Genomic DNA, 19966 nt, shown 5'->3' with positions numbered 1-19966 from the left:
CCGAGGGGAGAGCAGCCCGATGAGGCTGACGCAGGAGCAGGAAGAGCTGAGGGCGGCCGTGCGGTCGCTGCTGACGCGACATCAGGGCGGCTCGGTCTGGGCGCCGTTGGCCGAGCAGATCGGGGTCGCCGGGCTCGCCGTGCCCGAGGCGTACGGCGGGGCCGGCGGCGGGGCGCGGGATGTCCATGTGCTGATGGAGGAGCTGGGCCGGGTCCTGAGCCCGCTGCCCTGTCTGGGTTCCGCCGTCCTCACGGCGGGCGCGTTGCTGGCGTCCGGCGACGAGGAGGCGTGCGGCCGGCTGCTGCCGGGGCTCGCCGAGGGCACCTCGGTGGGCGCCCTGGCCTGGGCGGAGCAGGGCTCGTGGGACGCGGAGGCGATCCGCGCCCGTGCCGTGCCGCGTCCCGGCGGCGGCTGGCTGGTGACCGGGGCGAAGGAGTACGTCCTCGACTGGCCGGACATCGGCGTACTGGTCGTCGCGGCCCGCACGGACGCCGGGGTGTCGCTCTTCGAGGTGGCCCCGGGTGCCTCCGGGGTGCGCCGGGAACCGGTCGTGGCCATGGACTCCACCCGGGCCCTGGCGCGCTGGGTGTTCGACGGTGCCGCCGGACGCCTGCTGGGCCGGGACGGCGACGGCGGGCGGCAGCTGGAGCACGTACGGGACCTGGCGTGCGCGGCCCTCGCGGCGGAGCAGGTCGGGGCGGCCGAGCGCGGTCTGGAGCTGACCGTGGAATACGCCCGGGAGCGGGTGCAGTTCGGCCGGCCCATCGGTTCGTTCCAGGCGGTCAAGCACCGGCTCGCGGACGCCTATGTGCTGGTGGAGTCGGCACGTTCGGCGGCGCTGGGTGCCGCGTTCGCCGCCGACGAGGACCCGGGCGCACTGCCCCGGGCGGCCGCCGTCGCCCAGTCGGTCTGCTCCGAGGCGTTCTCGGCGGTGGCCGGCGAGATGATCCAGCTGCACGGCGGGATCGGCATCACCTGGGAGCACGACGCGCACCGCTACTTCAAGCGGGCGCACGGAGCGGGCGAGCTGTTCGGCGCACCCGCGCACCACCGGGCGCGGCTCGCCGCCGGGCTCGGGCTGGCCGCCCGATGAACGGGCTCCCGCAGACCGAGTCAGGAGAGCGCGACGCCATGGACATCGGCAACCCGCTGGACTTCACGGGACACGTGGTGCTGGTCACCGGCGGCACCAAGGGCATCGGCGCCGCCGTCGCCGAAGCGTTCCTGACGGCCGGGGCGGACGTGGTGGTCTGCGGCCGGAGCACCCCGCGGACCCTCCCTTCGGCCCGGGGCCGTGAGGCGGTCTTCGTACCGGCCGACGTGCGCGACCCGGAGGCGGCGTCCGCGCTGGTGGACGCCACCGTGGAGCGGTTCGGGCGGCTCGATGTCCTCGTCAACAACGCGGGCGGCTCCCCGGACGCGGACGCGGCCACCGTCTCGCCGCGTTTCGTGGAGAAGATCGTCGCGCTCAACCTCCTCGCCCCGTTCTACGTGGCGCAGCCGGCCCACCGGGTCATGCGGGCGCAGCAGGGCGGGGGCGCGGTCATCAACATCGGCAGCGTCTCCGCCCACGACCCGCAGCCCGGCACCGCCGCGTACTCCGCCGCGAAGGCCGGGCTGCTGGCCCTCACCAAGGCGCTCGCCCTGGAGTGGTCGCCGGCGGTCCGCGTCAACCACATCACCACGGGCCTGATCCGCACCGAGAGCGCCGCCTCGGTGTACGGCGCGGACGGCGGAGAGGCGGTGGCGGCGGTCATCCCGATGGAGCGGATGGCGGTCCCCGAGGACGTGGCGCGCGCCTGCCTGTTCCTCGCGAGCGGACTCTCCGGCTACATCAGCGGCGCGGACCTGGCGGTGCACGGCGGCGGGGAGTTCCCCGCCCGCTACCTCGCCGCGCGAACGGCCCGCTGACCCCGTACGCACAGCGTCCCGGACCCCCGCGGGGGTCCGGGACGCTGTGTCGTGCGACCGGGCGTCAGACGAGGTTGTCCTCGACGGTCAGGCCGAACGCGCCCCGGCCGTACATGGCGAGCGCGCGTTCCACGTCGTTGGCGACGTGGACGCTGCCCGCGTGGGCGTCGCGCCAGGCGCGTTCGACGGGGTTGCCGCGCCGCAGCGCGTTGCCGCCGGCGGTCTTGAAGAGCAGGTCGATCGCCGCGACGGCGCGCTCGGTGCCCCGGACCTGGTCGCGGCGGGTGCGCAGGCGCAGCTCCATGGGTATCTCCCGGCCCGCCGCGGCGAGTTCGGACAGTTCGCGCAGGTTGCGGTCCATCTGGAGCACGGTCGCGTCGATGTCGGACGCGGCGCGGGCGATGGCGACCTGGGCGAAGGGGTCCTCGGTGAACCGGCCGCCGCCCAGGCTGAGGCGGACGCGCTCCTTCATCCGCTGCACGTACGAGGCGTAGCCGCCGGACACCGCGCCGATCACCGGTGCGGTGATGGCGCTGGTGAAGATCGCGCCGAACGGCAGCCGGTACAGCGGGCCCGGGTTGACCTGCTGGCCCGGCACCTTCAGCCGGGCCTGCTCGTAGTTGCGCAGCACCCGGTGGGCGGGGACGAACGCCGACTCGACGATGATGTCGTTGCTGGCGGTGCCCCGGAGCCCGACCACGTCCCACATGTCCTCGATCCGGTAGTCGCGGCGCGGCACCAGGACGGTGAGGAAGTCGACGGGCCGGCCCTGCGCGCCGACGACGAGGGCGCCGAGCAGCGCCCAGGACGCGTGCTCGCAGCCGGAGGAGAAGCTCCACCGGCCGGTGAGTTCGTAGCCGCCGTCGACGGGGGTGAGCCGGCCCACAGGCGCGTACGAGGAGGAGATCCGGGTGTCCCGGTCCTCACCCCACACGTCCTCCTGCGCCTGCTTGGGGAACAGGCCCAGCTGCCAGGGGTGCACCCCGAGGACGGAGGCCACCCAGCCGGTGGAGCAGCAGACGGCGGAGATCGCCCGTACCACCTGGTAGAAGTCGGCCGGGTCGCTCTCCAGGCCGCCGTAGCGGGCCGGCTGGAGCATCCTGAACACCCCGGCGTCGGTCAGCTCGCGGACCGTGGCCTGCGGGATGCGCCGCTCCTCGTCCGTGGTGACGGCCCGCTTCTCGATGGCCGGCAGCAGGGCGCGCACCGACTCCAGAACCTCGTTGCCCATCGTCGCTCTCCCTCGCTCATCGCACCGTGAGGGGTGCGGTCAGATCGTGCGCAAGGCGGCTTTGTCCACCTTGCCCGTGGCGTTGCGCGGCAGGCTCCCGAGGACCACGACCTCGCGCGGGACCTTGAAGTTGGCGATCCGTTCGCGGCAGTGGGCGATCAGGTCGTCCGGGGCGGCACCGGCGCCGGGCCGGACCGTCACGAACGCGCGGCCGACCTCGCCGAGGCGGGCGTCGGGCACCCCGACCACGGCGGCCTCGGCGACGGCGTCGTGCCCGGCGAGCACCTGCTCGACCTCCGCCGGGTAGACGTTGAAGCCGCCGACCACGAAGAGGTCCTTGGAGCGTCCGGTGATCACCAGGTTGCCGCGTGCGTCGAGATGGCCGATGTCGCCGGTGTCGAGCCATCCGTCGGCGTCGACGGCCGCCGCGGTCGCCGCCGGGTCGTCCAGGTAGCCGAGCATGATGTGGAATCCGCGTACCAGGATGCGGCCGTCCTGACCGGCGGGCAGCGGGGCGCCCTCGGCGTCGCCGATGCGTACCTCGGTGCCGTCGATGGGGCGGCCCGCGGTGAGCGCGACGGTCTCGGCGTCGTCGTCGGCCGAGCAGACGGTGACCGTGCCGCAGCTCTCGGTCAGCCCGTACGCGGTGAGCACGTCGGGGAAGAGTTCGGCCCGCATCCGCCGCACGAGGGCGACCGGCACGACGGCGGCGCCGGTCACCGCGAGCCTCAGCGAGGACAGGTCGAACCGGTGCCGGGCGGGGGCGTCGAGCAGTTCGGTGTAGATGGTGGGCGGGCCCGGGAGCACGGTGATCCGCTCGGCCTCGACGGCGCGCAGGACCCGCTCCACGTCGAACACCGGCTGGAGGACCATGGTGGCGCCGCGTACCAGGCACGCGAGCACGCCGGCCTTGTAGCCGAAGCAGTGGAACAGCGGGTTGACGACCAGGCAGCGGTCCTCGCCGGTGACTCCGGTACGGCTGCTCCAGGCCCGGTACGTGGTGAGGTTCTGCCGGTGCGTGGTCAGGGCGCCCTTGGGGCGGCCGGTCGTGCCCGAGGTGAAGAGCAGGTCGGACGGGTCGTCGGGGTGTACGGCGGCGGCCCGGGCGGCGGCCTCGGCACCGGGCAGGTGCGCGCCCTCGCGCAGGAAGCGGTCCCAGGGCAGGGTGCCGGGCCCTCCCGGGGCGTCGTCGAACACCACGACCTGCTCCAGCGCGGGCAGTTGGGGCACGGGCCCGCCCGCATCGACGGCGTCCGGGCCCGCCCCGAGCATGGCGAGGTAGTCCTTGCCCAGGAAGCCGTTCTCGACGAACAGCAGCCGCACCCCGCCGCGGTCCAGGAGCCAGCGCGCCTCCTCGCCGCGGTAGCGGGTGTTGACCGGGACCAGCACCGCCCCGGCCGAGGTGGCGGCGAGCGCGGTGACCACCCAGTGGTGGCTGTTGGGCGCCCAGACGGCGATCCGGTCGCCGGGCCGGACACCGAGGGCGATCAGCGACTTCACGGCCGCGTGCACCCGGTCGCGCAGCTGCGCCCAGGTCAGCCGGGTGGAGCCGTCCACGACCGCGTCCCGGCCGGGGTGGCGGGCGGCTGCGAGGGCCAGGGCGCCGGGGATCGTGAGGGGGTGCTCGGTCTCGCTCATCTGCTCTCCGGGAGGGGGCGGCGGGGGGGGGGCGGCGGGCCGGTGGTGTCAGGAGGACGGCGGCAGGAGCCGCCGGGACGCCTCGTGGGCCGCGAGGGCCAGCTCGGCGCGCGGGAAGCCGCTGCGCTTCTCGGCCGCCGGGCCGTTGCCGCCCGCGATGTGGACGGGGCCGTCGGCGAGGTGTTCCAGCCCCTCCCGGGCGACGTCGTCGGGCTCGGCGACCCGCAGGCCCGGCAGGTCCATGCGCAGTCCGGCGCGCTCCATGGCCGGGGTGCGGGTCACGCCGAGCACCAGCTCCAGGACGTGCACTCCGTGCGGCCGCAGCTCCAGCCACAGGCCCTCCGCGAAGACCCGGCTGAATGCCTTGGCCGCCGAGTAGACGCTGATCTGCGCCTGGCCGAGGTAGCCGGAGAGCGAGCCGACGAGCAGGATGCCGCCCCGGCCGCGCTCCTTCATCAGGGCCCCGAAGTGGTGGGTCAGGGCCAGCTGCGCGGTGATGTTGAGGTCCAGGACGCCCTGCACCCGGTCCAGGTCGCCGGTGACGAACTCGTGGCCGTAGCTGTTGGCCCCGGCGTTGAAGACCAGCAGGCCGACCTCCAGGCCGTCCGTGGCAGCCCGGACCTTGTCCGGGGCCCCGGGGCCGAGCAGGTCGAGCGCGAGGGTGCGGACCTCGACGCCCCGGGCGCGGGCCCGGTCTGCGGTCTCCTCCAGGGGCCCGGGCTTGCGGGCGATCAGGACCAGGTTGATCCCGGCGTCCGCGAGCCGGTGGGCGAACGAGGCGCCCACGCCCTCGGACCCTCCGGCGACGACCGCCCACGGTCCGTACAGGTTCTTGTCGGTCATCGCGTACCTCTCTCGTGCCGGCCGGGCCCGGTGCCGCGACCGTAGAGCCCGTCTGCGGGGCGGTGCCCCGGGCATCCCACTGGCCGGGATGCCCGCGGCCGGGGGTCAGGCGGGCCGCCCGGCCATGTGGTGGACGGCCAGCGAGGCGAAGACCATGGCGGTGCCGATGGGGACGCCGGGGCCCGGGTAGACGCGGCCGGTGAACGAGGCGCTGGTGTTCCCGGCGGCGTACAGGCCGGGCAGCGGGCGGCCCGCCGTGTCCAGGACGCGCGCGTCGGCGTCCGTGCGCAGACCGCCCTTGGTGCCGAGGTCGGCGAGGACCAGCCGGGCCGCGTAGTAGGGCGGGCGGTCGAGCGGGACCAGGCAGGGGTTCGGCCCGGGCGCGTCGGCGGGGCTCGCGAAGAACAGGTCGTACGGGTCCTCGCCGCGGTGGTGGTCCTCGTCGGTGCCGGAGGCGGCGAACCCGTTGAAGCGGGCGACGGTCCCGGTGAGGGCGGCGGCCGGCACCCCGATGAGCCCGGCGAGTTCGGTCAGCGACTCCGCCCGCACCCAGGTGCCGGCCGCCAGGTGCTCGGCCGGCGCGGTGGGCGGCACGGTGATGGCGGGCAGGGCGCCGCCCTCCCGGGAGTCGAAGACCAGGTGGACGGCCGCGTCCGCTCCCTGGGCGGCGGCGATGGCCCGGCCCATGCGGTCGTACGGCAGGGACTCGTTGGCGAACCGCCGCCCCGAGCCGTCCACCATCAGCCCGCCGCGCAGGCCCAGGGTGAAGGCGGCCGAACCGTCCGGCAGTTCGGTCCCCGGGCACCACCACGCCTCGTCCAGGAGTGCGGTGGCGGCGCCCGCCCCGACCGCGGCGCGCAGCAGTTCCCCGGTGTTGGTCCCCCGGGGCGCCATGCTCCACGCCGCCCGGCCGGGCACCCCGTGCTCCGTGCGCAGGGTGCCGTCGCCCTCGAAGCCGCCCGCGGCCAGCAGGACCCCGCGCCTGGCCCGTATCCGGACGGTGCCGTGCGGGGTGCGGGCCTCGACACCGGTGATGCGGCCGTCCTCGGTGATGAGCCCGGTGACGTGGTGCTGGTTGCGGATGTGGGCGTTGCCGGTGCGGGTGAGGGCCAGCAGGAGGCGGCCGATCAGGGCGCGGCCCTGGGTGAGCGGGGCTGCGGGGTGGCCCTGGCCGGCCCGGTCCCGGTCGACGGCCGGGCGCACCAGGCCGGCGAGGCCGCCCAGCTCGGCCGGGTCCAGGTCGAGCGGGACGAAGGAGCGGCCGGCGTCCATGCGGCCGGGGGCGGCGACGTAGTCGGGGAACGCCTGCCACTCGAACGCGAGGGCCGGGTCGTCCTCCAGCCGGGCGACCAGGCGGGGCGCGTGCCGCAGGAAGGCGTCCCGGCGTGCCGCCTCGCCGTCGCCGAGCAGGGCCCGCAGATAGTCCCGGGCGTCTTCCGACGCGTCGCCGAGGCCGGCACGCTCCTGCACCTGGGTGCCGGGCAGCCAGCAGGCCGCCCCGGAGTAGGCGGAGGTGCCGCCGAGCAGCGCGGTCCGCTCCAGTACGACGGTGTCGAGGCCGCCCCCGGCCGCCGTCAGGGCCCCCGTCATCGCTCCCGCGCCGGACCCGACGACGATCACGTCGTGGGTGGCGTCCCAGTCCTGGCCGTCCCGCATGAGGTGTGCCCCTTCTGCCGCTCGGTGGTCGTGCGGGGCCAGCAGACCCTTTCCGGGGCGGCTGTGGCGGGGCCGGTCCCGCTGACCGGTACGGCGGGCGGACGGCACCTGACGCGGGCGGCGGGGGCGCGTATTGTCGGAGGCCGTTGACATGAACCGAACGCCGGGAGGAGGGGCGCGTGCCCAGAATCGCCGAGGCCAGGGCAGGGGCGGAGCCCAGCTCGCCCCGTCAGCGCGCACGCCGGCAGAGCATCCTGAAGGTGGCGGCGGACCTCGCCGCCGAGACCGGCCTCGAACGGGTGCAGATGCACGAGGTGGCGAAGGGCGCGGGCGTCGCGATCGGCACCCTGTACCGGTACTTCCCGTCGAAGACGCACCTGTTCACCGCGCTGATGGCCGACCGGATCGAGGGGTTCGCGGCGCGGGTGCCCGAGCGCCCGGCGGGCATGTCGCCCGAGGACGCCGTCTTCGAGACACTGGGCAGCGCCACCCGCAACCTGCTGCGCAGGCCGGCGCTGGCCACCGCGATGATCCAGTCGTCGAACGCCGCCCGCGCCTCGACCGTGCCGGACCTGGCCCGGATCGACTCGGGCTTCCTCGACCTGCTGCTGCGGGCCTGGGAGGTCGAGCAGCCCACGGAACACCACATCGCCCGGCTGCGGCTGCTGGTCCTGCTCTGGTACGGGGTCCTGCAGTCCCGTCTCAACGAACGGCTCACCCCGCAGGCGGCCGAAGCGGACCTGCGGATGGCCTGCCACCTGCTGCTCGCACCGGACCCGGACACGGACTGACCCGGCGGGCGCGGGTGCGCCGGCCGGGCCGGTACGCCGGTTGCGTGGGTACGCCGGTTCAGCGGGGCTGCTGCGTGCCCGTCGTGTCGAGTCCGGCGACGCTGTAGGCGGCGTAGCTCCGGTACGGGTCGCGGCCCTCGAAGTAGGGCGTCAGCAGGCCGTCGAGTTCCGCCGGGGTGAAGGTGCCGTCGGCGGCGGTGAACTTCTTCTCCACGGTGGGCGGGGCGAGCAGGGCGACCATGTCGCCGTAGACGACGAAGACCTGCCCGTTGATCCCGTCGGCGGCCGGTGAGGCCAGGTGCGTGACGAGGGTGGCGACGCGCTCGGGGGCCATGATGTCCAGGCCGCCGGGCGTGGTGGCGCCCTCGCCGAAGGCATCGGCGGTCATGGCGGTGCGGGCCCGGGGGCAGATCGCGTTGGCGCGCACCCCGTAGCGGGCCAGGCCCTGCGCGGTGGCCAGGGTCAGCGCGGTGATCCCGGCCTTGGCGGCGGAGTAGTTGGGCTGGCCGGGGGCGCCGAACAGGAACGCCTCGGACGAGGTGTTGACGACCCGGCCGTAGACCGGGGCGCCCGATGCCTTGCTCGCCGTGCGCCAGTGCACGGCGGCGGCGCGGGAGAGTCCGGCGTGCCCCTTGAGGTGGATGCGGATCACGTCGTCCCAGTCGGACTCGGTGAGGTTGAACAGCATCTTGTCGCGCAGCACGCCCGCGTTGTTGACGACGACGTCCAGGCCGCCGAAGGTCTCCACGGCGGCCTGCACCAGGCGGTCGCCCATCGACCAGTCCCCCACGTCGCCCGTCACGGCGACCGCGCCGCTGCCCAGCTCCTTGATCTCGGCGACCACGTCGTCGGCGGACGGGCCGACGTCGTTGACCACCACATTGGCCCCGAGCCCCGCCAGGGCCAGTGCCTCGGCGCGGCCGAGCCCCGCTCCGGCGCCGGTGACGACGGCGGTACGCCCCTCCAGGGTGTTCGCCGAGGGGGTGTTCGTCGCGCTCATGCTGCCTCTTTCCGGTGTTCCGTCGAGCCGCTGGATGGAGCGGCACACCCCGGGGTTGCGGTCGGGGTGTGCCTTCGGCTCATGAAACTAGTATTGATTTCAGTTTCGGTTCCCGTCCTGTCCCGTTGAGTGGGCGAAGGCGAGGGACACGGAGCCGAGTCCTTCGAAGTCGGCGCGGAACGTGTCGCCCGGGCGCACGTCGACCGCCGCGGTGCACGAGCCGGGCAGGATGACGTGGCCGGCTTCCAGCGTCACACCGAAGGAGGCCACCTTGCGGGCCAGCCAGGCGACGGCCTCGGTGGGGTCCCCGAGCACGGCGCTGGTGTTGCCCCGGGCGATCTCCTCGCCGTCCCGGTACAGCACGGCGGCGATGTCGGCGGGATCCAGGTCGGCCGGGCGGACGCGGGCGGCGCCGAGGAGGACCCCGGCGGAGGAGGCGTTGTCGGCGATGGTGTCGGCCAGCGCGATCCGCCAGTCCTTGATCCGGCTGTCGATGAGTTCGACGGAGGGGACGATGTACTCGGTGGCCGCCAGGACGTCGGCGGTGGTGCAGCCCTCGCCGGGGAGGCTCCGGCCGAGCACGTACCCGATCTCGACCTCGATCCGGGGGAAGCAGTAGCGGCCGGTGTCCACGGCGGTGTCCTCGCTGAGCACCATGTCGGAGAGCAGATGGCCGTAGTCGGGCTCGTCCACGCCCATCATCCGCTGCATGACCTCCGAGGACAGGCCGACCTTGTGTCCGTGGACGGTACGCCCCTGAGCGAGCTGTCTGCGGATGTTGATGAGCTGGATCTCGTAGGCGTCGGACGCGTCGATGTCCGGATAGGCCGCGGTCAGCGGCTCGACGGGGGTCCGGTCGCACTGGGCGGTCCACAGCAGGTCGGCGGCCTCGGCGCGCTGGGCGGTCTCAAGCATCGGGGGTCTCCTCGGGGGCGGTTGCGCCGGGGGCGAAGCGGGCCCGCCCGCCGGTCAGGACCGCGCGGTCGCCGGCGGACGCCTCGAAGAGCGCCGCCGCGCCCGCGGTGCCGTGCCGGGCCCGCACGTCGAGCCGGTCGCCGGGGAAGACGGGCGCGGCGAACCGGGCGTCCAGCTCCAGCAGGTCGGCGGGGTGGGCGCCGAGGCGGTCGGCCAGCGGCAGCAGGCTCGCGGCGAGCGTGCAGAGCCCGTGCAGGAACGGCCGGGGCATTCCGGCGGCCCGCGCCGCACCGGGGTCGATGTGCATCGCGTGCCGGTCGCCGAGCAGCCGGTAGAGCGCCGCCTGCCGGGAGTGGGTGGCGACGGTCGCGGTGAGCCCGGCGGGCTCCTCGGGCCGGCGCGGGGCCCCCGGTCCGCGTTCTCCGCCGAAGCCTCCCGCGCCGGGGGCGAAGAGCGACCAGGTGGCGGTGAAGTACGGGCAGTCCACCTCCACGTCGAAGACGGCGGCCGCGCCCTTGTCCCAGACCCGGGAGACCCTGGCCGTGGTGGTCAGCTCCCCGTCCGGCTCCAACGGGCGGTGCACGAGGAGGTGTTGGCTGCCGTGGACGGCGGAGGTGACGTCGAAGGCTCCGAGTGCGCCGAGCGCGTCGGGCGCCCACTGGGCCAGGGTCAGGGCGAAGGTGGGCAGCACCCGCAGGCGTTCCTCGTACACGAGGTCGAGGCGGTCGGCGGGGGCCCCGACGGCGAGGGCGTACAGGATCGCGTCCCGCGAGGTCCAGGAGACGGTACGGGTGCCGAGTGCGCGGCCCTGCCACGGGGACGCGGTCATCGGTCGGCCCCCAGGATCAGCCCGCTGGTGGGCACTGCGGTGCCGGCGGTGACCAGGACGTGGTCGGCCCGGTCGGGCTGGTTGACCGAGGCGCCCCGGATCAGCCGGACGCCCTCCGCGACGCCGTTCATGCCGTGCAGATACGCCTCGCCGAGCTGTCCGCCGTGGGTGTTGAAGGGCAGCGAGCCGCCGAGTTCGAGATGGCCGTCCGCGATGAAGTCCTTCGCCTCGCCGCGCCCGCAGAAGCCCAGTTCCTCCAGTTGGGGAAGGACCAGCGGGGTGAAGTGGTCGTAGAGCACGGCCGCGTCGATGTCGCCGGGGGCAAGGCCGCTCTGCCCGTACAACTGCCGTGCTACGAGCCCCATTTCGGGGATGCCGGTGATGGTGGGCCGGTAGTAGCTGGTCATCATGTGCTGGTCGGCGCCGAGTCCCTGGGCGGCCGAGCGGATCACGGCCGGCGGGTGGGGCAGGTCACGGGCGCGTTCGGCGGAGACGATGACGAGGGCCTGGCCGCCGTCGGTCTCCTGGCAGCAGTCGAGCAGCCGCAGCGGCTCGGCGATCCAGCGGGAGTCGCGGTGGTCCTGGAGGGTGATGGGGCGGCCGTGGAACCAGGCGGCCGGGTTGTTCGCGGCGTGCTTGCGGTCGACCACGGCGACCCGGCCGAAGTCGTCGGTGGTGGCCCCGTACTCGTGGAGGTAGCGGCGGGCGAACATGGCCACCCACTGGGCCGGGGTGCTCAGCCCGAACGGTGTCATCCAGGCGTAGGCGGCCCGGTCCGCCGTGGTGTCCATGGGCCGGTCGGCCTGCCCGAGCCCGTAGCGCTCGCCGGAGCGTTCGTTGAACGCCCGGTAGCAGACCACCACTTCGGCGGCCCCGGTGGCGACGGCCATGGCCGCCTGCTGCACGGTCGCGCAGGCGGCGCCGCCGCCGTAGCCGATGCGGGAGAAGAACGTCAGCTCGCCCATCCCGGTGTTCCGGGCCAGGTGGACCTCGGAGTTGGTCTCGGCGGTGAAGGTGACGAGCCCGTCGACGTCGGCGGGGGTCAGCCCCGCGTCGGCCAGGGCGGCGAGCACCGCCTCGCAGGCGAGCCGGAGTTCGCTGCGGCCGGAGTTCTTGGAGAATTCGGTGGCGCCGATCCCGGCCACGGCGGCGGTCCCCGACAGCGGAGTCCTGCTCATCGGCCCGCCTCCGGCAGCTGTACCGACACACTGCCGGTGACGTGGGCGCCCAGGCTGTTGGTGCCCCGGACGGCGATCTCGACGCGGCGGTCGGCGTCGGACTTCCCGGTGACGGTGCCGGTGAGCACCATGGTGTCGCCGGGGTGGTTGGGTGCGCCGAGCCGGATGCGGATGGCCTTGACGACGGCGGCGGGGCCGGCCCAGCCGGTGACGTACCGGTCGACCAGGCCGTTGCTGGTCAGGATGTTCATGAAGATGTCCTTCGAGCCGCGTTCCCGGGCGAGCCCGGGGTCGTGGTGCACGTCCTGGAAGTCCCGGCTCGCGAGCGCGGTGGCGACGATCAGGGTGCGCGTGACGGGGACGGCCAGCTCGGGAAGCACCTCCCCGACGGCCACCTCGTCGTACGTACGGGTGGGCGGGAGCGCGGTGTCCGGCTGCGGGGTCATGCGGTCACCGCCCCGCCGGTCACCAGGGCGCCCAAGTGGTCCAGGCCGGCACCGGGGCCGCCCAGGGTGGTGGAGATCTGCTTGCCCCACAGGAAGTGGCGGTGCACCGGGTAGTCGGTGTCGACGCCGATCCCGCCGTGCACGTGCTGCACCCGGTGGACGGTGTTCAGTCCCCCTTCGGCGGCCCACCACTGGGCCACGAGCGCGGCCCGGTCCGCCGCGAGGGCGTCGAAGGGCTCGGCCAGGGCGTCCACGGCCTGCCACAGCGTGACCCGCATGGCCTCGATGTCGATGTAACAGTCGGCGAGCTGGTGCTGCACGGCCTGGAAGGTGGCGAGCGGGCGGCCGAACTGCTCGCGCTCGCGCAGATGGGCGGCCGCGTGGCCGAGCGCCCCGTCGGCCACCCCTGCCTGGAGGGCGGCCAGTGCCAGCCGGGCGTGCCGGACGAGGTGGCCGAACGCCTCGCCGCCGGGTGTGCCGACGGCCTCGGCCCGGGCGCCGTCGAGGGTGAGGTGGGCGCTCAGGTCGTGGCTGGTGGTCTCGGCGTACTCCCAGCTCACCCCGGGGGCGTCGGCGGCGACCAGGAAGACGCCGGGGCCTGCGCCCGTCGCCGCGGTGACCAGGACGTGGGCCGCCCCGGCGGGCGCGGGCACCACGGCCTTGACGCCGGTGAGCCGCCAGCCGGCCCCGTCCTCGGCCGCGGTGGTCCGGGGCGCGAGCGGACCGTACGGGCCGAACTCCTCCAGCGCGACGGTGAGCCGCGCGCCGCCGTCCACCAGGTCCGCCAGCAGGGCCGCGCGCCGGCCGGCCGTGCCGTGGGCGGCGACGGTGAGCGCGCCGGTCAGCGCGGGCCACAGCGGGACCGGGGCCACGAGGCGGCCCTGTTCCTGGAGCAGGACGCAGAGGCCGGCCATGCCGAGCCCGGCGCCGGCGTCGGCTTCGGGGAGCACGGCGGCGAGCAGCCCGGCCGAGGCGAGGTCCGCCCACAGCCGCTCGTCCACGCGGGCCGGGGAGCACTCGACCTCGCGCAGCCGCTCGGGCGTGGCGTGGTCGGTGAGGATCTCCCGGGCCAGGTCACGTACCGCTTCGCACTCTTCTCCCAGGGAGAAATCCATCAGGGCGCCTCCGTCGCGGCGGGCCGGAAGACCGGCAGGGTCAGATCGGGGTCGGCGTCGAGCCAGTCGAGGACGACGGGCATGCCGATGGTGACGTCCTCGGGGGCGACACCGGTCAGGTTGGTGATGAGCCGGGTGCCCTCGGCGAGTGCGACGACGGCGACGAGGTACGGCGTGTCGAACGCGGGGTGCTTCGGGTGGTGGCTGACGACGAAGCTGTACACCTCGCCCCGGCCGCCGGCCTCCGCGGTGTCCCACTCCAGCGATCCGCACGCGGGGCAGCAGGGGCCCGGCGGGTGGCGCAGCAGGGCGCAGCCGGTGCAGCGCTGGATGAGCAGCCGGTGGTGCTTCGCGCCCTCGAAGAAGAAGGCGTTGTCCCGGTTGACGGCGGGGCGCGGGCGGAGGGCCGGCGCGGGGGTCTCCCCGGTCTTCGCCGGGCGGAACCTCAGGGTGCGCCAGCGCTGGGTGGCGACCGTCTCGCCGTCGGCGTCGGTGTAGGTCTTCACGGTGGTGACGAAGCGTCCGGGCCCGAGCCCGGTCCGCTTCTGTGCCGAGATGGACTCGACGCTCTCGCTGACGGCGACGCGGTCCCCCGGCACCAGCTCCCGCAGGAAGGTGAACTCGGAGTCGGTGGCCACCACGGAGGTGTAGCCGCCCTCGTCCAGCAGGGCCACCAGCGCGTCGAACCCGTCTTCGCCGCCGCGTGGGCCCACGGTGGCCGCGTAGCCGCGCATGGTCCACGCCTGGACCATCGAGGCGGGGGCCACCACCCCGTCGCGGCCGGTGGCGCGGGCCGCGCCGGCGTCGGTGTACACCGGGTCGGTGTCGCCCATCGCCTCCGCCCAGTGGCGGATCATCGGCTGGTTGACGGGGTCCTGGCCCGGGGTGCGGGGGCGCAGTTCGCGCCCGGTGAAGCTCTGGAGCCGTTCCTCGTACTCCTCCTGCCGCCGGTCGCCGCTCATGCGCCACGCCCCGCGCGCGGCAGCCCGAGCCCCTGGGTGGCGACCATGTCGCGCAGGACCTCGTTGACGCCGCCGCCGAAGGTGTTCACGATGCCCTGCCGGGAGAGCTGTTCGACCTGGCCGGCGAGGGCCGCGCCCGGTGATTCGGGCCGGATGCGGCCGGCCGCGCCCAGGATCTGGGTCAGGCCGCGCTGGACGTCGATGTGGGTCTCGGTGCCGTAGACCTTGGCGGCGCCCGCGTCGGCGCCGGTCAGGGTGTCGTCGGCGACGGCGGCGGTCATCTTCCAGTTCATCAGCCGCATCGCCTCCAGCCGGGCGTACGTGCGGGCGAACTCCGCCCGCACCCAGGGGATGTCGGCGGTGCCGTTCTCCCGGGCCAGGTCGAGGACCCGTTCCCACAGCTGGATCATGCGGCCGCCGAGTGCGGCGAGGCCGATGCGTTCGTGGTTGAGCTGGGCGGTGATCAGCCGCCAGCCGCCGTCCACCTCGCCGACCACGTCCCCGGCGGGGACGCGGACCCCGCTGTAGTACGTGGCGGTGACGGTCATCCCGCCGACGGTGCGGATCGGGCTCCAGGAGAAGCCGTCGTCCGAGGTCGGCACGATCAGGATGGAGATCCCCTTGTGCTTGGGCGCGTCCGGGTCGGTGCGGGCGGCGAGCCACACGTAGTCGGCGGTGTTGGCGCCGCTGGTGAAGATCTTGCTGCCGTCGACCACGTACGTGTCGCCGTCCCGGACCGCGCGGGTGGTCAGCGAGGCGAGGTCGGTGCCGGCTGCCGGTTCGGTGTAGCCGATCGCGAAGACGATGTCGCCGGAGAGGATGCCGGGCAGGAACCGTTTGCGCTGCTCCTCGCAGCCGTGTGCCATGAGGGTCGGTCCGACGGTGTTGACGGTCACGAACGGGAAGGGCAGGCCCGCCCGTTGTACCTCGTCGAAGAAGACGTACTGGTCCTCGGCGGGCCGGCCCTGGCCGCCGTACTCGGTGGGCCAGCCGAGCCCCAGCCAGCCGTCGGAGCCGAGCCGCTTGACGACCTCGCGGAAGCGGTCGCCGCCCACGCCCTCCTCGCCGACGCGGCGGCGCTCGTCCTCGGGCATCAGGCCCGCGAAGTACGCCCGCAGTTCCCGCCGCAGCTCCTGGTGCGCGGCGCTCTCGCGCAGTTGCATGTGTGGTTCTCCTCGGTTGTCGCCGGGCAGCGGGGGTGTCGGGCGGGTCAGGGCAGGAAGCGCCCGCGCCCGTTGGCCAGGAACTCGCCGCGCAGCGCGGCCTTGTCGTCGTCGGTCATCAGCGCGTACGCGGGCCGGCCGCGGCCCGCCCAGCGGTAGACCGGGTCGTCGGTGCGCCAGCCCTCCAGCTGCATCTCCTTCTTGCGGAGCTTGTTGGAGCCGGTGGTGGGCAGGGCGTGCGAGACGCGGACGAAGCGGGGTACGCCCTTGCTGCCCAGGTCCTCCTGGCGGGCCAGGAAGCCGGGCAGGTCCAGGTCCTCGAAGCGGGTGCGGCCGGGGAGTTCGAGTGCGGCCATGACCTGGTCGCCGGAGCGCGGATCGGGCACGCCGAAGACTCCGGCGGCCACCACGTCCCGGTGTCTGCGCAGGACGCGCTCGGTGAGCAGGGCGGAGGTGTTCTCACCGTCCACGCGTATCCAGTCGCCGGAGCGGCCGGCGAAGTAGAAGTAGCCCGCCTCGTCCACGTAACCGAGGTCGCCGGTCCAGTACCAGCCGTGCCGGACGCGCTCCGCGTTGGCCGCCTCGTTGTTGTAGTAGCCCTCGAAGCGGGCGGCGCCCCCGGTGTCGACGATCTCGCCGATGGCCTCCTCCGGGTTGCGCACCCGGCCGTAGGCGTCGAGCTGGGCGGGCGGGCAGGTCTCCCGGGTGGCGGGGTGGACGATGCGGACGCCGGGCCGGGCGGGCATGCCGAGCGCGCCGGTGGGGGCGTCCGGGACCCGCTTGAGCATGCCGGCGCCCTCGCTGGAGCCGTAGCCCTCGACCAGGCGGCAGCCGAAGCGGTCCAGGAAGCGGGCCGCGTCCTCGGGGGACGCCTCGGTGCCGAAGGCGTGCGTGAGCAGGTTGTCGGCGTCCTCGGCGGTCTCGGGGCGGGCCAGGATGTAGCCGATGGCCTTGCCGACGTACGTGAAGTAGGTGGCGCCGAAGTGGCGGACGTCGGGGAGGAATCCGGACGCGGAGAACTTGCGGGTGAGGGCGATGGTGGCGCCGGCGGTGAGAGCGGGGGCCCACAGCGCCATCAGCGCGTTGCCGTGGAACAGCGGCATCGGGCAGTAGCAGGTGTCGGCGCGGGTGATGTCGTACTTGGCGCTGTTGGCGGCGCCCAGCGCGGCGAGCCGGCCCTGCGAGCAGATCGCCGCCTTGGAGGTGCCGGTGGTGCCCGAGGTCAGCAGCAGCAGCATCGGTGTGGTGGTGGTGACACCGGGCGCGGCGGTCACCGGGCGGTGGACGGGCGGGGCCGGGCGCTCCCGGTACTCCGGGGTGTCCACCACCAGGAACCGGTCGCGGTCCACGCCGACGTCGAGCCCGTCCAGCAGGGCGAGGCCCGCCCGGTCGGTGACGATCATCGCGCAGTCGGTGTGCCGTACCTCGCGCTCCAGTTCGGCGCCGCGCCGGGTCGGGTTGATCCCGACGACGGCCGCGCCGGCCAGCGCGGCGGCGCCCAGCCAGAAGACGTACTCGGGCACGTTGTCCAGGAGTACGCCGATGTGGAAGGGCCCGTCGGTGCGCAGCTGCCGGGCCAGGGCGGCCCGGGCCGCGCTCTCCTCGACCACCTCGTCCCAGGTCCAGGACCGGTCGCGGGTCAGCAGGCCCGGGTGGTCGTCCCCGGCCCGGGCGAGCAGCAGGTCGGCGATCGTCTCGTGTGGCAATGTCGGTCCCTCTCACCCGGTGGACGGGTCTGCCGTTGGTACGCGGACGGGGCGCGGGGCGCGCGAGGTGTCGTGCGGTGGTGGCGCCGGAAGGGGCGCGGGCCGGCGTGCGGCGGGGGTCCGCGGGCCGGTCCGGCGCCTTCGGGCGGCGGTGCGCCCGCCCGGCGGCCGGACCCCGGGTCCGCGCCGCGCCGGTGGCGACGCTAGCCGCGGCCGGGCCGGCCTAGCGGGGGCCGTCCCGCTGACCGGGAGACGGGGCCGCGCCCGGTCAGCCGAAGTTGGCCTGGCCGCCGTCGAGCGGGATCGTGGCGCCCGTCAGATAGCGGGCGTCGGGGCCGCACAGCATCACCACGGCCCGGCCGATGTCCTGCTCGCAGTCGCCCACGTACCCCAGCGGGATGGACTCGCAGAACTCGGCGGCCTCCTCGGGGTTGGCCTCCTGCCAGCCCGCGTAGGCGGGTGAGGTGGCGTGCGGGGCGATGGCGTTGACCCGGATGCCGTCGCGGCCCCACTCGTTGGCGGCGGCCCGGGTCAGGGAGCGGAGCGCGGACTTGGCGGCCGCGTACGCCCCGTACGTGCTCAGGTCCCAGCGGACCATGGCGGAGGTGACGAGGTTGACGACCGACCCGCCGCCGTCCCGTTCCAGGTGCGGGTGTGCGGCCTTCATGAGGGCGAACGCCGCGAACGGGCCGCTGTCGAAGCCCCGCCGGAACTGCTCGTCGCTCAGTGACAGGAGCGGGCCGTAGCAGCCGGTGTAGGCGTTGTTGACGAGGATGTCGATCCGGCCGAAGCGCTCGGCCACGTCCTGGACCACGCCGGGGAGGCGTGCGGTGTCGAGGACGTCGACCACGAAGGGTTCGGCCGTCGCCCCGCGCTCGCGCAGCAGCGCGCAGGTCGTGTCCAGCTTGGCGGCGGTCCGGCCGAGGACGGCGACCGAGGCGCCTTCGGAGGCGAGGGCGAGGGCGATGCCCTGCCCGACGCCCTGCCCGGCCCCGGTGATGACCGCCACCCTGCCGTCGAGGTGTCCCATCGCTGCCGCCCCCTCAGCTCGGCCTGGGCAGGTGCTTGGCGATGAACAGCCCCTCGGCGGTGACGCAGGCGCTGCCCTTGGCGGTGATCTCGCCGACCGTGCGGATGCGCCGGCCGTCCACCGAGACCTGCCGGCCGGTGACGGTCAGCGGCTCGAACAGCGGGGTGGGCCGCAGATAGCGCAGGGTCAGCTCGGCGGTCATTCCGGAGGTGCCGCCCCAGTGGTTGGCGACCCCCAGCGTGTGGTCGAGCAGGAGTGCCGAGATGCCGCCGTGCACATGGCCGGGCGGCCCCTGGTAGGGCAGACCGAGTGTGACGGTGCCTTCGACGGAGCCGTCGTCGGCGCCGCGCAGGGTGAGCGGGGGTGCCAGGGCGTTCTCCGGACCGGTGACCGGGTCGTGCCGGGTGACGCCCTCGCCGCGCCACATCTCGGCGAGGCGTTCGCTCAGGGCGGGCGCCCGCTCGGTGAGCCCGTCCGCGAGGGCGTCGAGCCGGCCGGCGATCTCCTCCATGTCGGCGCCGGTCCCGTCCCCGGCGTGCAGCAGGGCGTCGATGACCCGGCGGGCCGCCGCCACAGCGGCGTCGACACCGTCCTTGTGCGGTTCGGCGACCAGGCGGGGTCCTTCGGTGGGCGCGGGGTGCGCCGGGCCGTCGCTCATCACGCGGTCACCGTCGCCGTCGCGTGGGTGAGCACGGGGGCGCCGTCGCGTCCGGGGCAGGCCGCGTGCAGCACGAGCCGTTCGGTGCCGTCGGCGGACGGGCCCTCGCGCCACACGGAGGTGGTCAGGGACTCGCCGGGGAGGAGGGGGCCGGCGAAGCGCACGGCGAGGTGGGTGAGCCGGGTGGCGTCGCCGTCCAGGACGCCGTCGACGAGGGCCTTGCAGAGCATGCCGTACGAGGCGAGGCCGTGCAGGATCGGCCGGTCGAGCCCGGCGGCGCGGGCGAACTCCGGGTCGGCGTGCAGGGGGTTGAGGTCGCCGTTGAGCCGGTACCACAGGGCCTGCTGGGGTGTGGTGGTGGAGGTGACGACGGTGTCGGCCGGGCGGTCCGGGGGTGTCACCCGCTCCTCCTCCGGGCCGGGGTCCTGGCTGAAGCCGCCCTCGCCGCGCGCCCAGACGCGGGTGGTGGACGTCCACAGCGGTTCGCCGGCGGGGCCCGTCGCGGCGGACTCCAGGACGATGAGGGCCGCCTTGCCCTTGTCCCAGACCTCGGCCACCCGCGAGGTGAGCGTCGCGGTGCCGCCGGCGGGCAGCGGCCGGTGGACCCGAAGCCCCTGGCCGGCGTGCAGGACGGCCCGCAGGTCGATGTCGATGCCGGGCAGGTGGAAGCCGGGCGGCTCCGCCTCGCCCGCGGAGATCCCGGAGCCGGCGACCACGGCGAAGGTCGGCAGCACGGTGAGGCCGTTCTCGTAGGTCAGGTGGAGCTCGGGGCCGGTGGCCGGGTCGGCGCCGGCTCCGAGGCTCAGGTGGTACAGCAGGACGTCGCGGGTGGTCCAGTGGATCTCGCGGACGGCGGGGTCCGCGGTCAGCGCCTTGTCGCGGTCGATGGGCATG

19 protein-coding genes are annotated in these 19966 nt (G+C 74.7%); 3 read left to right on the top strand and 16 right to left on the bottom strand.

Annotation, left to right across the window (positions count from 1 at the left end):
• Positions 1–19 precede the first annotated feature (19 nt).
• Together E6R18_RS16420 and E6R18_RS16415 are read left to right on the top strand one after the other, a co-directional pair.
• Positions 20–1093, top strand: coding sequence for an acyl-CoA dehydrogenase family protein (locus E6R18_RS16420; protein ID WP_136317634.1), 1074 nt, complete (start codon positions 20–22; stop codon positions 1091–1093).
• 38 nt (positions 1094–1131) lie between these two features.
• Positions 1132–1911, top strand: a complete 780-nt coding sequence (locus E6R18_RS16415; protein ID WP_136317633.1) for an SDR family oxidoreductase — start codon at positions 1132–1134, stop codon at positions 1909–1911.
• A gap of 64 nt (positions 1912–1975) precedes the next feature.
• Here the strand turns inward: E6R18_RS16415 and hsaA are convergent, their stop codons facing one another.
• From hsaA to E6R18_RS16395, 4 genes are all read right to left on the bottom strand, one after another.
• Entirely contained in the window at positions 1976–3142 is a 1167-nt protein-coding gene (hsaA, locus tag E6R18_RS16410) for a 3-hydroxy-9,10-secoandrosta-1,3,5(10)-triene-9,17-dione monooxygenase oxygenase subunit (protein WP_136317632.1), read from the bottom strand.
• Positions 3143–3181: 39 nt separating this feature from the next.
• Complete coding sequence (locus tag E6R18_RS16405) at positions 3182–4780, bottom strand: FadD3 family acyl-CoA ligase (RefSeq protein ID WP_136317631.1); 1599 nt, start codon at positions 4778–4780, stop codon at positions 3182–3184.
• Positions 4781–4828: 48 nt separating this feature from the next.
• Entirely contained in the window at positions 4829–5623 is a 795-nt protein-coding gene (locus E6R18_RS16400) for an SDR family NAD(P)-dependent oxidoreductase (protein ID WP_136317630.1), read from the bottom strand.
• A gap of 105 nt (positions 5624–5728) precedes the next feature.
• Positions 5729–7279 (bottom strand): FAD-dependent oxidoreductase, encoded by a 1551-nt coding sequence (locus E6R18_RS16395; RefSeq protein WP_136317629.1) that lies wholly within the window; start codon positions 7277–7279, stop codon positions 5729–5731.
• Between the two features lie 179 nt (positions 7280–7458).
• Here E6R18_RS16395 and E6R18_RS16390 point away from each other — a divergent pair, with 179 nt between their 5' ends.
• The gene (locus E6R18_RS16390) at positions 7459–8070 is read left to right on the top strand and encodes a TetR family transcriptional regulator (RefSeq protein WP_206308299.1); all 612 of its coding nucleotides are present in this window, start codon (positions 7459–7461) and stop codon (positions 8068–8070) included.
• A 58-nt stretch (positions 8071–8128) separates the two neighbouring features.
• Here the strand turns inward: E6R18_RS16390 and E6R18_RS16385 are convergent, their stop codons facing one another.
• The 12 genes from E6R18_RS16385 to E6R18_RS16330 form a co-directional block, all read right to left on the bottom strand.
• The gene (locus E6R18_RS16385) at positions 8129–9070 is read right to left on the bottom strand and encodes a 3-oxoacyl-ACP reductase (protein WP_136317628.1); all 942 of its coding nucleotides are present in this window, start codon (positions 9068–9070) and stop codon (positions 8129–8131) included.
• A gap of 99 nt (positions 9071–9169) precedes the next feature.
• The gene (locus E6R18_RS16380) at positions 9170–9985 is read right to left on the bottom strand and encodes a 2-keto-4-pentenoate hydratase (RefSeq protein ID WP_136317627.1); all 816 of its coding nucleotides are present in this window, start codon (positions 9983–9985) and stop codon (positions 9170–9172) included.
• Complete coding sequence (locus E6R18_RS16375) at positions 9978–10814, bottom strand: MaoC/PaaZ C-terminal domain-containing protein (RefSeq protein ID WP_136317626.1); 837 nt, start codon at positions 10812–10814, stop codon at positions 9978–9980. The genes E6R18_RS16380 and E6R18_RS16375 overlap by 8 nt, the downstream gene beginning before the upstream one ends.
• Complete coding sequence (locus E6R18_RS16370; protein WP_136317625.1) at positions 10811–11992, bottom strand: lipid-transfer protein; 1182 nt, start codon at positions 11990–11992, stop codon at positions 10811–10813. The genes E6R18_RS16375 and E6R18_RS16370 overlap by 4 nt, the downstream gene beginning before the upstream one ends.
• Positions 11989–12438 carry a MaoC family dehydratase gene (locus E6R18_RS16365; protein ID WP_136317624.1) on the bottom strand — a complete coding sequence of 150 codons (450 nt, stop codon included), beginning with the start codon at positions 12436–12438 and terminating at the stop codon, positions 11989–11991. Before E6R18_RS16365 ends, E6R18_RS16370 begins: the two co-directional genes overlap by 4 nt.
• A complete protein-coding gene (locus tag E6R18_RS16360) occupies positions 12435–13553 on the bottom strand; it encodes an acyl-CoA dehydrogenase family protein (protein WP_136317623.1) in 1119 nt (372 codons plus the stop codon). The genes E6R18_RS16365 and E6R18_RS16360 overlap by 4 nt, the downstream gene beginning before the upstream one ends.
• Positions 13553–14515: a MaoC family dehydratase N-terminal domain-containing protein gene (locus tag E6R18_RS16355; RefSeq protein ID WP_136317622.1), complete on the bottom strand. Its 963-nt coding sequence runs from the start codon at positions 14513–14515 to the stop codon at positions 13553–13555. Before E6R18_RS16355 ends, E6R18_RS16360 begins: the two co-directional genes overlap by 1 nt.
• Positions 14512–15678, bottom strand: a complete 1167-nt coding sequence (locus tag E6R18_RS16350) for an acyl-CoA dehydrogenase family protein (RefSeq protein WP_136317621.1) — start codon at positions 15676–15678, stop codon at positions 14512–14514. Before E6R18_RS16350 ends, E6R18_RS16355 begins: the two co-directional genes overlap by 4 nt.
• 47 nt (positions 15679–15725) lie before the next feature.
• Positions 15726–17384: an AMP-binding protein gene (locus tag E6R18_RS16345; RefSeq protein ID WP_136317620.1), complete on the bottom strand. Its 1659-nt coding sequence runs from the start codon at positions 17382–17384 to the stop codon at positions 15726–15728.
• A 268-nt stretch (positions 17385–17652) separates the two neighbouring features.
• Positions 17653–18414 carry an SDR family oxidoreductase gene (locus E6R18_RS16340; RefSeq protein WP_136317619.1) on the bottom strand — a complete coding sequence of 254 codons (762 nt, stop codon included), beginning with the start codon at positions 18412–18414 and terminating at the stop codon, positions 17653–17655.
• Positions 18415–18427: 13 nt separating this feature from the next.
• Positions 18428–19072: a PaaI family thioesterase gene (locus tag E6R18_RS16335; RefSeq protein WP_136317618.1), complete on the bottom strand. Its 645-nt coding sequence runs from the start codon at positions 19070–19072 to the stop codon at positions 18428–18430.
• The gene (locus E6R18_RS16330; RefSeq protein ID WP_136317617.1) at positions 19072–19965 is read right to left on the bottom strand and encodes a MaoC/PaaZ C-terminal domain-containing protein; all 894 of its coding nucleotides are present in this window, start codon (positions 19963–19965) and stop codon (positions 19072–19074) included. The genes E6R18_RS16335 and E6R18_RS16330 overlap by 1 nt, the downstream gene beginning before the upstream one ends.
• Position 19966: the final 1 nt, after the last annotated feature.

It is taken from the genome of Streptomyces sp. A1277, assembly GCF_004795015.1.
GTDB lineage: Bacteria > Actinomycetota > Actinomycetes > Streptomycetales > Streptomycetaceae > Streptomyces.
The sequence above is the reverse complement of the archived record's forward strand: the minus strand, read 5'-3'. Positions and strand labels throughout refer to the sequence as shown.